General features: G+C 71.3%; 8 protein-coding genes and 1 tRNA gene. 2 read left to right on the forward strand and 7 right to left on the reverse strand.

The genetic code is table 11. The features are described from left to right. Nucleotides 1-1,190: 1,190 nt before the first annotated feature. The 7 genes from UO65_RS17375 to UO65_RS17405 form a co-directional block, all read right to left on the reverse strand. Nucleotides 1,191-2,636 carry an alpha/beta hydrolase gene (locus UO65_RS17375; protein ID WP_035283809.1) on the reverse strand — a complete coding sequence of 482 codons (1,446 nt, stop codon included), beginning with the start codon at nt 2,634-2,636 and terminating at the stop codon, nt 1,191-1,193. A 104-nt stretch (nt 2,637-2,740) separates the two neighbouring features. Further along, entirely contained in the window at nt 2,741-4,525 is a 1,785-nt protein-coding gene (locus tag UO65_RS17380) for a cytochrome c oxidase assembly protein (RefSeq protein ID WP_052021281.1), read from the reverse strand. A 380-nt stretch (nt 4,526-4,905) separates the two neighbouring features. Next, on the reverse strand, nt 4,906-5,100 hold the full coding sequence (locus UO65_RS17385) for a ferredoxin (protein WP_035283810.1): 195 nt from the start codon (nt 5,098-5,100) through the stop codon (nt 4,906-4,908). A 20-nt stretch (nt 5,101-5,120) separates the two neighbouring features. After that, nucleotides 5,121-6,338: a cytochrome P450 gene (locus UO65_RS17390; RefSeq protein WP_035283811.1), complete on the reverse strand. Its 1,218-nt coding sequence runs from the start codon at nt 6,336-6,338 to the stop codon at nt 5,121-5,123. A gap of 169 nt (nt 6,339-6,507) precedes the next feature. Beyond that, a complete protein-coding gene (locus UO65_RS17395; protein ID WP_152552133.1) occupies nt 6,508-7,134 on the reverse strand; it encodes a TetR/AcrR family transcriptional regulator in 627 nt (208 codons plus the stop codon). Nucleotides 7,135-7,186: 52 nt separating this feature from the next. Beyond that, nucleotides 7,187-7,954 carry a DUF6042 family protein gene (locus tag UO65_RS17400; RefSeq protein WP_035283812.1) on the reverse strand — a complete coding sequence of 256 codons (768 nt, stop codon included), beginning with the start codon at nt 7,952-7,954 and terminating at the stop codon, nt 7,187-7,189. Nucleotides 7,955-8,075: 121 nt separating this feature from the next. Continuing rightward, nucleotides 8,076-9,398: a phenylacetate--CoA ligase family protein gene (locus tag UO65_RS17405; RefSeq protein ID WP_233427676.1), complete on the reverse strand. Its 1,323-nt coding sequence runs from the start codon at nt 9,396-9,398 to the stop codon at nt 8,076-8,078. A gap of 134 nt (nt 9,399-9,532) precedes the next feature. Between UO65_RS17405 and UO65_RS17410 the strand changes: the two genes are divergently transcribed. Both UO65_RS17410 and UO65_RS17415 read left to right on the forward strand, forming a co-directional pair. Beyond that, nucleotides 9,533-9,605 (forward strand) — tRNA-Ala (locus tag UO65_RS17410). A 1,387-nt stretch (nt 9,606-10,992) separates the two neighbouring features. Then, nucleotides 10,993-11,394 carry a hypothetical protein gene (locus UO65_RS17415; RefSeq protein ID WP_035283813.1) on the forward strand — a complete coding sequence of 134 codons (402 nt, stop codon included), beginning with the start codon at nt 10,993-10,995 and terminating at the stop codon, nt 11,392-11,394. The last annotated feature ends 48 nt before the right edge of the window (nt 11,395-11,442 follow it).

Raw genomic sequence — 11,442 nt, forward strand, 5'->3', positions numbered from 1 at the left:
TGGTTGCCGATCAGCGGGAACGGGCAGGTGTAGTTCAGCGTCAGCGAGACCGGCACGGCGGAGCTGGAGCCCGAGCCGAGCAGCAGACCGGTGGCGACGAGACCGGCCGCACTGGTCACGGCAACACCCGTGACCAGCTTCTTGGAAACCTTGCGAGGGTTCACGGTCAACCTTCCTTGCTTGGTGTATCCACGTCGATACAAGACAAAGCGGAATGATCCGCTCGGCCGAGAGTATGGCGAGTATTCCGATGGGGAAACCGTGTGGTTTCCGCCGATAGCCGCCAGACAAGAGACTAACCAGACCCACAAGGTGTGGCAAGGACTGGCCGACATTTCGACTGCATTAACCCAGAACTTGTCACCGACCGCAGTTCCGGCGCCACGCGCTTAGCAGAGTCAGACACCCGCACACTGTGAAAACCCCTCGTCATCGCAGCGACCTTCCCGTCGAACCTGGCCGCGACCAGCAGTTTTCCACCCCGGAGCACAATACTGCCGCCGGTTTTTGACCACGGGAGCGAGAAATACCGAAGGCATCCGAGAGCCGGTTTGCCCGGTGACGGACAGCGACAAAAACCCCCGGGTGCCCGGGGGTGGAGTTGTCTGGGGGTGACAAGAACGGCCGCTCCCGGCGGTGTCGCCGAGTCAGGTCTTTTCGGCGCTAAATCGACCTACGGAGCGCACACGGCACGAATCGCGAAATTGGATGTTTAAACGGCGCGGGAGCGCCACTCCCGGCGCGGGAGCGGCCGGAAGGCGCGTGCGGGGCAGCGGTGCCCTATCGGGGTCGCTCCGGGCGACCGCCGTCGACGCGACCCCCGCCGTGCCGGTGCCCACCGGGCCCGCCCGCGGTGTCCGCGGGGCGGGAACAGCCCGTCGTACGGGTGTCGGGGTGGCGAACCGGGGTGCCACGTCCGCGCTGTCGCATCCGCCCTCCCCGTCCGCCTCGAAGCCTCGTCCGCCCCGCGCGGACGGTGACGAACCGCACAAGGCTGCGCCAATAGATAGCAGAGTATTCCGCGTCAACGCAACGGAAACCTCACGGCAACCTGCTTCTTGTCACCAGGAGCGCACTTCCCGCCCCGGATTTGTGCGAAAGCCGCACCGCGCGACCACACCTTCATCAGGGGTGGACGGGTCCGCCGTTGTGCCACATCCACAGTGGACAGCGACCCGGATGCGCACATGTCAACAAGAAGTGTCCCCCGGCAGGGCCCCGCCGTCGAGGAAGGCCGAGACCAGCGCGTCGGCGCAGGCGTTGCCGGAGAGCAGGTACACGCCGTGCCCGCCCTGCCGGGCGGTCACCGACGCGGCCCGCTCCCCCAGCGCGGCCCGCATCGCCAGGGTTCCGGTCAGCGGACCGGCCGGGTCGCGGGTGCTGCCGAGGACGAGCGTCGGAGCGGCGGCCGGGCGCACCCGCTGCGGCGCCGGGCCGGTCGGCCACGCGGCGCAGGCGAACTCACCGGCCGCCATCGCCCCCGCGAGCGGGTGCCGCGCCGCCTCCCGCCGCGCGGTCCGCGCGTAGACCGCCGGGTCCCGCGGCCACGCCCCGTCGCGGCAGACGACGCCGAGGAAGCCCGCGGCGAAGTTGTCCACCGGCACCGCGGGCCAGCCGCGGGAGGCGCGCGCGGCCCTGCCCGCCAGGATCGGCACCACCTGCCCCTGGGTGAGCGCGGGCGTCACCCCCCGGCGCAGGTCGGCCAGGACCGCCCCGAAGGCGGGGAAGCCGGCATCGGCGTACAGCGCCTCCCGCATCCCCTCCCGCAGCAGGTTCCCGGTGAGCGGGTTGCCGTCGAGCAGGGTGCGCGGCGCCCGGTCGAGGTCGGCGGCGGCGTCGAGGTACGCGGCGCGCACGGCCGCCGGGGTGGCGCCCAGGCCCAGCTCGCCGTCGCGGGCGGCGGCCCAGGCGGCGAAGTCGGGGAAGCGGACCTCCGTGCCCTCACCCCAGCCGCGCAGCGCACCGCGCCAGACCCGCGCCGGGTCGACCGCGCTGTCGAGGACCATCCGGTCGACCCGGGCGGGGAACAGCGACTGGTACACCGCGCCGAGGTGAGTGGCGTAGGAGTACCCGAGGTAGGAGATCCGGCGCTCCCCCAGCGCGCGCCGCACCAGGTCCAGGTCGCGCGCGGTGTCCCCGGTCCCCATGTGCGGCAGCGCCGCCCCGGCGTGGCGGTCGCAGCGGCGCGCGAGGTCCACGGCCACCGCGTGCGTGCCGCCCGGCCGCGGCCACGGGGTGAGGTCCGGCAGCCGGGCCTCGGTCAACCCGCAGCCCACCGGCGCGCTGCGGCCGGTGAAGCGGGGGTCGAACCCGACGAGGTCGTAGCGGTCGCGCACCGACCGCGGCAGCAGGGGCGCGAGCTGCCCCGGCAACCCCAGCCCCGCGCCCCCTGGCCCGCCGGGGGCGAGGACGAGCACCCCCACCCGCCGCGCCGGGTCGGCCGCCGCGATCCGCGAGACGGCCAGGTCGATCGAAGCCCCACCGGGCCGCGCGTGGTCGACCGGCACCCGGACCCGCAGGCACCGGCCCACCACGTCCTCCGGGCAGTCCCCCCACCTCGGGCCTGCCGCCGCCTGCCCGTCGGTCGGCACCACCACCGCGGCCAGGACGGACGCCGCCACCACCAGTCGTCGCATGGGAGCAGCCAACCGGACCGGGAGCGCCCGCCTCCACCGCTTCCGCCCACCGCGAAGCCGCCCAGAGCGAACGCCCGGGGGGCCGGTGCCTCAGGGTCGATGCCTCAGTACGGTTCCGGCTCCCGACGTGCGCCGAGGCTGCCCGCGTACACCGCGACGAGCACCGCCGCGGCGACCGCGATCCACCCCGCCGCCGCTTGGATGCCCGCGGCGTCGTGCCGCCACCCCAGCTCCAGCGCGGTGTAGAAGGACTGCCCCAGGACGCTCTCGCGCTCCAGGAGGGCGATGCCGCACACCAGGTACACCACCGCGACGGCCAGCACCGGACCGCGGCGCGGGACCGGCGCGGAGAACAGCACCCACCCGGCGGCCAGCGACCACAGCAGCAGCACCACCCGGACCCAGTGCTGCCCGGCGAGCTGGTCGTGGAGCCCGCCCGCGTACAGCAGCAGCGGGGGCACCGCGTACACCCCGGCCACCGTCCACGGCTTCGGCCACCGACCCGCCCCGGCGTCCTCGGCGCCCTCGGGCGCCCGGACCCCGGCCAGCTCCGGCGCCCGGCCGTGGGCCAGCAGCACCGAGGCCACGAAACCGACGAGGACCTGCACCAACAGGTGCGCGCTGAACACCGCGGGCTCGTACCGGCCCAGGCCGGACGAGGTGGCGACCGCCAGCACGAGGCAGCCGAGCAGCCAGGAGGCGGTGCGCTCCGCGGGCCACGCCCGGTTCCGCAGCCTGCTCAGGTACCACAGCGCGCCGACCAGGGCGAGGGTGCCGAAGACCAGGTCCGGCCGCCACTGGGTCGCCAGCCGCACCAGCGTCGGCCGGTCCGGGAGGCCGTAGCCGAGCAGTTCCTCGGTCACCGACCCCGGCGCCGCCCCCGCCCGCGGCCCCGGGGAGCGCGCCAGGCCGACGGCGATGCCGACCGTCACCAGCATCAGCAGCACCTCGACCGCGCCCAACCGCAGGAACGCCCGGAACTTCCCCGCCTCCAGGCGCGGGATGGTGCGCACGCGGTGCAGGTACCCGAGGGCGCCGAGCAGCAGGACCGCCGCGGTCTTCGCCAGCAGCAGGTACCCGTAGTCGGTGGTGAGCAGGTCGACCGGGTGCACGCGCAGGAAGGCGTTGACCACGCCGGTCGCGGCGACCACCAGCCAGCAGCCCAGCGCGATCGCCGAGTACAGCCTGGTGGCGGTGACGGCGTAGGAGCGGTGCGCGCCCGCGACCACCAGCACCGCGACCAGCCCGCCGACCCACACCGAGGCGGCGACCACGTGCGCCATCAGGCTGTCGCCCGCCCAGTCGTGGTTGCCGCCCGCCGAGGAGTGCCCGGTCAGCGCCACCGGGGCGACCCCGGCCACGGCGGTGGCCAGCAGCGCGATCGGCGGCACCGCGAGCTTCTCCCACAGCCACACCAGCCCGGCCAGGTGCGCCGAGACCAGCCAGGCGATCGCCACGGTGAAGCGGCCGATCCCGGGGAACAGCATGCTCGGCACGACGACCTCGCCCAGCGTCATGCCCATGGCGTCGGCCACGGTCAGCACGACCAGCACCGCCGACAGCAGCGCCCAGAACCCGGCCAGCCGCCCGCCCAGGCGCAGCGCCCGGTCCCGGTCGGGGCCCTCGGGCACCAGCAGCACGGCGGCCAGGTACGCCCCGACCACCAGCACCGCCAGCACCTCGGCCACCACCCGCACCCCGGGCAGACCTGCCCGCACGGCGATCCCCGGGTCCGGCAGCCCGGCCAGGACCGGTGCGGCGGTGCGCGCGGTCAGCCCGACCGCGACCACCGCGGCGGCCACCGCCCCGAGCACCACCACCGGCCAGAGCGCCGCGGCCCGGCCGGGAGCGGACGGCTCGGCACCGGCCGCCGGGCTGTCGCTGCCCATCGCGCCCCCTCGGCTCCTTCGACAAGATCGGCGCTGACGAGCATCGCCGGAAACCGCCCCGGCGGGCTAGGTGCGCCCGTGACAAATCCGCCGCGCACATCACCCCCGATGTGCCAGTTTCCCGCCGCACCGCCACGATCGGCCCAACGTCGTTGTCCACAGTGGACTTGATCGGGAGTACCCCCGATCGGGCGAACGCCGAGGACGACCGCCACCGACCACAAGGGGCGCCCGCGCTCGCGGACGCCCCTGTGCGCCACAGCGGACTCAACTGTGGACAACGAAATCCGTCAGCGGACGACCACGCTGCTCAGTTGTGGACAACGCCGCCGATCAGTCGCGGACGACGGGCGCCGATCAGTCGTGGACGACGGTCCCGATCAGTCGTGGACGACGATGGCCCCGGCGGGGCACACCATCTCCGCGTCGCGCACCCCGTCCTCGGAGCCCGCGGGCACGTCGGCGACCAGCAGTTCGACGATGCCGTCGTCCTCGCGCTGGGTGAAGACCGCACCCGCGGCGACCACGCACTGGCCCGCGCCGATGCACTTGTCCTGGTCGATCTCGACCTTCACGATGGCTCCCTCTCCCTGGCTCACCACGTCACGGGGAGTTCGTGCACCCCGTAGATGATCATGTCGTGCTTGAACGGCAGCCGCTCCACGGGCTCGGCCAGGGCCAAGCCGGGGAGGCGCCGGTAGAGCGTCTCGAAGGCGACCTGCATCTCCACCCGGGCCAGCGGCTGCCCCAGGCACTGGTGCACGCCGTACCCGAAGGCAACATGGTGGCGGGCCTTGCGGGTGATGTCCAGCGCATCGGGGTCGGCGAACGCCCCCGGATCGCGGTTGGCCGCGTCGGTGGCGGCGATGATCCCCTCCCCCGCGCGGATGAGCACCCCGCCCACCTCGAGGTCCGCCAGCGCCACCCGCCGACGTCCCAGGTGGACGATCGTGAGGTAGCGCAGCAGCTCCTCCACCGCGTTCGCCACCACCGCCGGGTCACCGCCGTCGCGCAGCAGCGCCAACTGCCCCGGCTCGCGCAGCAGCGCGGCGGTGCCCAGGGTGATCATGTTCGCGGTCGTCTCGTGGCCCGCGACGAGCAGCAGCAGGCCCATCGAGGCGATCTCCGCGCGCGACATCGCCCCCGTGCGCAACTGCTCGGCGGTCAGCCTGCCCAGCAGGTCGTCGGTGGGCTCGGCGTCCTTGCGGTCGACCAGGTCGCCCAGGTAGGCCAGCAGGTCATCGGTTGCCCCGACCGCGTCCTCGGGGGTGGCGTCCCGGGCGATGATCGTCCTGCTCGCCCGGTGGAAGAAGTCCCGGTCGGCGTAGGGCACCCCGAGCAGTTCGCAGATCACCAGCGACGGCAGCGGCAGCGAGAACGCCTGCACCAGGTCGACGGGCCGCGGGCCCGCCAGCATGTCGTCGATCAGCCCGTCGACGATCCCCTGAACCCGCGGCCGCAGCGCCTCCATCCTGCGCACGGTGAAGTCCGAGGTCAGCAACCGGCGGTGCCGGGCGTGGTCGGGGTCGTCCATGGTGATGAACGACTTCACCCGCCCCCGGCGCGCGGCGACCCCCGGGGTGGTGTGCGGGAAGCCGGGCAGGTCGGAGTCGGAGCTGACCCTCGGGTCGGCCAGCACCGCCCGCACGTCTGCGTAGCGGGTGACCAGCCACGGGGTGCTGCCGTCCCACAGCCGCACCCGCGACACCGGCGCGTCCTCGCGCAGCCCGCCCAGGGGCGGTGGCGGGTCGAACGGGCAGCGGCCGTCCCTGGCCATCGGGTAGGCGGGGACTTCGGGCAGAACCCGGGTCATCGGAACCTCCTGTCACCACGCACAGTTACCAAACAATTGTTCGGATACTTGCTGAACAGATGTTAGGCAACTTGGTGAACCCTCGCCAACCACCCGCCCGCCGGTTCACCTCGACGGCGCAACACCTCTTGGGAGGAAAGGGAAAAACCGGCCGTACCGGTGTGACGGACTACACGAACAGCAGGTCCACGAACTCGTCGACGAACGGCGTCACGGCCCGCGCGTGCTGCTCCCCCGGGTTGCTGTGCAGCAACGCCACGCGACCGTGCGCCCCCACGAACACCATCACCGCCGCCCGGTCCGCGGGCACCCGCAGCGCGTGCCCGGCCTCGGCGCACCGCTCGAAGGCGACCCGCAGGGTGTCGATCACGTCCACCAGCGGCCCGGCGGGCGGGCGGTCCGGCGCGGGCCGCTCGGCCCCGTTGCCCAGCATCAACCGGTAGTGCCCCGGGTTGTCCACGGCGAAGGCGCAGTAGGCGTGCAGCCGCGCCCGCAACCGCCCCACCGCGTCCCCGGCGTCGACGGCCTCGTCGGCGGCGCGCATGAGGTCGCGCAGCCGGTCGAACTCGTGCGCGATCAACCCCCGCACCAGCGCCTCCCGGTCGGCGAAGTGCTGGTAGATGCTGGCGGGCGCGATCCCCACCACCCGCGCCACACCCCGGATGGTCAGCCCGTCGCCACCACCGAGCTCCGAGAGCACCCTGCCCGCGCCGTCGAGGATCTCCCCGCGCAGCCGCTCCCCCTCGCCCCACCGGTTCCGGGTGCGCTGCACGGCCGCGGTGCCCTCATCCGACATCCGCCCATTCTCACCCGCCCACCCGGCCGGGGTGAGCACGGCGCCCGGGAGGTCAGTCCCCCGCGGCGACGTCGAACCGGAAGTCCAGGAAGTTCGCCCAGTCCACGGCGATGCGCACGGGTTCACCCGCCCGCAGCCGCTCCGGGTCCGGGCCGACCTCGAAGTCGGGCTGCTCCCCGAGGATCACCACCGCGGCCCGCACCGACTCCACCTCGACGCGCAGCGCGCCCGCCAACTCCCCCAGGCTGGTGTGCAGCACGTCCACCGGGTCGTCGCCGTGGGCGCCGAACAGGTCGATCAGCCCGCGCACCACCGGCCGGTGCAGCGCCAGCCACCGCAACTCGTCCTCCGCGGCGACGACCTCCGCCGGGAGGTCCAACACCTCCGCGGGCAGCGGCGCCCGGGGGTTGAGCCGGAACCGCGCCCGCCGGTCCTCGACGAACCCCGTCACCACCCGGCACGCCACCAGGTAGTCCAGCACGTCCCCCACCGTGCGCGGCTCGACCACCCCCAGCCCCCGCGCGTACCCGTCCACCTCGGCCACGAGGTCCCGCAGCACCTTCGCCCGCTCCCGGTCCGGGCCGCAGGCGTCCCACGGCTCCAACCCCACCCACGCGGGCGCCGCCTCCCCCACCGCGGCGTCCGAGGACTGCCCAGCCAACCGCGCGATCTGCTCCCGGGTGGGCGCCCCGAGCAACACGATCACCCCCAGCACACCCGCCGCCGCGTGCGGCGTGAACCGCTCCCACCCCAGGCCCTCGAACACCTGGCGGGACACCGCCGCCCGGGCCACCTCGGCACCCACCTGCTCATCGGCCATACCCCGGAATCACCCCGGACCACGGCAGTGTTACAGGTCACACCCCACTTTCTCCGTCCGTCCCCAGTGGATCGCACACAGTCACGAAAAGCGTGTTTAACACGGGTTCGCCCCCCGAAGGTCAGTCCAACCCCGCCACCGGGGCAGGCCCGGACGCCCATCGCACCAGCCGCCGGGCCTTGCCGGTCTCGGCGCGGGGCACGGTCCCCGCGGCAACCACCCGGACGTCACAGGTCAACCCCAGGCGCTCCCGCAGCGCCACCACCAGAGCCGCCCCCACGGAATCAGCCCCACCCGAAGCCTCGACGAGCACCCGCAACTCCGGCCGCGCCGCCACCCGCCGGTCCTCGACGACGAGGTAGTGCGAACCGACCCGCCCGTCGGCGAGGAGGACGGCCTCGATCTCGGCGGGGAAGACGTTGACCCCGCGGACGACCAGCATGTCGTCGGTGCGCCCGAGGACCTTCGACATGCGGCGCAGGGTGCGCGCAGCCCCCGGCACGGGCCCGGCCAACGTGGCCACGTCCCCGGAGCGGTAGCGCAACAGCGGCATCCCGGTCTTGGTGAGCGTGGTGAACACCAACTCCCCCGGCGTCCCATCAGGCACCTGGTTGCCATCGGCATCGAGGCACTCGACGTAGAAGTGGTCCTCGGCCACGTTCAACATCCCCTCGGAATCCAGCGATTCGGCCGCCACCCCCGGCCCGATCACCTCGGACAACCCGTAGACGTCCAACGCCCGGATACCCAGCAGCGCCTCGATCCGCCCCCGCATCCCCTCCGTCCACGGCTCCGCCCCGAACACCCCCACCCGCAACGAGGTGGGCTCGACCCCCGCGGCCACCATCGCCTCCCCGAGGTGCACGGCGAACGAGGGCGTGCAGGTCAACACGTCCGGCCGCAGGTCCTGGACCAACCGCACCTGCCGCTCGGTCATCCCCCCGGACACCGGCACCACAGTCGCCCCCAACCGCACGGCCCCGTGGTGCACCCCCAACCCCCCGGTGAACAACCCGTACCCGTAGGCGTTGTGCACCACGCTCGACCGGGTCGCCCCCGCCCCACCCAACGCCCGAGCCATCACCTCACCCCAGATGTCCAGGTCACGAGCGGTATAAGGCACCAAAGTAGGCCGCCCCCCAGTCCCCGACGACCCGTGCACGCACACCACCTCACCGGCGTCCACGGCCCGCAACCCGTACGGGTAGTGCTCCCAGAGGTCCCGCTTCCGAACAGTCGCCAACCTCCCCAACGACCCCAACCCCACATCCCGCCCGGAGGACACCCCGCAATCCCGCAACCGCTCCGCCTGCACCCCACCGGCCCCCAACAACCGGTCCACCAACCCCCGGAGCCGCCGCTCCTGCACCCCCCGCCGCTCCTCGACGCCAACACCCTCCGCCGCCGCGTCCACCATCGGGACAACGCTGTCCAGTCCGGTCACGCCCTCCGGTCTAACACCCCAGGTCGGACCTGGGAAGCCCCCAAGAGGGCACCCCCCGTTTTCGCCCTCCCGACGGGGTGTTGTAACGTATGCGCAGCACGCCAGGGAGCAACCCTCCCGAGCGTGGCTGATCCGGGGCTGTGGCGCAGCTGGTAGCGCATCACACTGGCAGTGTGAGGGTCAGGGGTTCGAGTCCCCTCAGCTCCACAATTGAACAACACTACATTTTCACCCGCTGACCTGCGAAAACACGGTCAGCGGGTGATCTTGTTTTACCGTCCCGAGTGGACAGTGGCGCACCGGCATGGAGCAGATCTGGAGCAGCGTGCCCGTCGGGCACCGAACAGGGTCACAATCTGCTCCAGCGTTGTTGACCCGATCGGGCATCCTTGTGGACCCCCGATCGTGGAAGCAGGTACGGGCTGCCGAAACATCGGAGCTACCGCGGGATTCCGAACCTCCATGTTGATCGCCTCGGCTCGGGCCACCAGCGCTGCCTGCGCCTGCGCCATAGCGGCGTCGTTGACAGTGAAGTTGCGATCCTCGCCGGCCCGGGAGGGCCGGCGCTGCGGGGCGTGTTCGGCGAGGTAGCGGCGGGTGCGCTCGTTGCGATCCTCGCTGGCCCCGGAGGGCCAGCGAGGCCCTGCCTGAACAGGCTATATGCGATATCGAGTATCCACGAAGCCCAATCACGCACCAACCCCCAAGTCGGTTCGATGTCCGCTGAGCACCGACACGTCCTCAGCGACACGAACCCGGACGAGACCACCTTGCCGAACCGATGACCACCGCGCCGGTTATCCCCCTCGGCGCACAGCTGACCTCTTACCGGGGATCACACTTAGTCAAGCGTTTCCACCTAGAATTCATGCAATACCCTGGGCAAGCACCCGATGGCCCGGCGAACCCCACCTCGCGGAGCTTCGACACCTGGAGCGAGAAGAGCTCGACTACAACGCCTTCGCCACCCGCCTGCGCGACGGCGAGCGACGGATGCGCGAAACCGGAACTGAATGTACCCGCATCCCTGAGTGAACTACTACCCTCTCGAATCCACAGCAGACACCACCATTCATCGAATCTTAATTAGTTCTGGATTATTTCGCGTAGCGAGCAGACAGGCGCCACAACCACTTGCTCCGGTTGATGCGGTACATTTCATCGACTTACGACTGAAACACCACGACCGCCTCGACCTTGGCTTCCATGCATGGGATTCATCACCCATGCATATAGGTCTTACATCCACCCGGACCATCAAAATCCAAGCGCACCTGATGTCCAGCATCGGGATCAAGACGCGCTTACTGCTTGCATGGTCACCGCGACTACCGGCCGACCGCATGCGCCATCCTCAGCCTGAGAACCCTTGCGTACTACCATCTCATGAGTTGGGCAAGCCAATTTTGCCATCAGCGGCCACGCGGACATCTGACTCGTCGAATCACCACACTCGAGATTGCACTGTGACGCAACACATGGCAAGCCTGTGCCATAAGTACGCGGTTGGCCGATGCGGCATGACGGTCACCGATCTTAATGTCGACTTCGTTGACGCCCGACTCTCGGGCACCACATTGCAGAGGGGTCGGTAATGGGATTCGCGACCAAGGCGCTCGCCGCCGCCGGTCTGGTGCTCGCCTTCGGTATCGCCGTTCCTGGTGTCGCAGCGGCCAACAACGTCGGCGACGGCAGCTCGGACTGCAACTCGGGGGAACACTGCTTCGCGCTACACTCCAATGGCGGGGTCCCGCAGAAGCACTTCTACAACCCCGCCGACCACGGCGAGTACACCTTTCCGGGATACGTTGAGCTGAAGGGGGAGGCGTCTTCGATCAACAACCGCGACACGGTCAACGACGTCTTCGTACACGAAGAGTGGGACTTGTTCGAGAACAACGACTACCAGCGGTTCTCCAGAGGAAACTTCTGGCAGAACTTCAACGGTGATGTCAACGACGACAACGGCCACCACAACTACTCCTCCGTCAGGTAGCGGGTAGCGGAGCCGTGGCGGGCACGGCGGCGACGCCGTGCCCGCGTT

The sequence above is a fragment of the Actinokineospora spheciospongiae genome, assembly GCF_000564855.1.
GTDB lineage: Bacteria > Actinomycetota > Actinomycetes > Mycobacteriales > Pseudonocardiaceae > Actinokineospora > Actinokineospora spheciospongiae.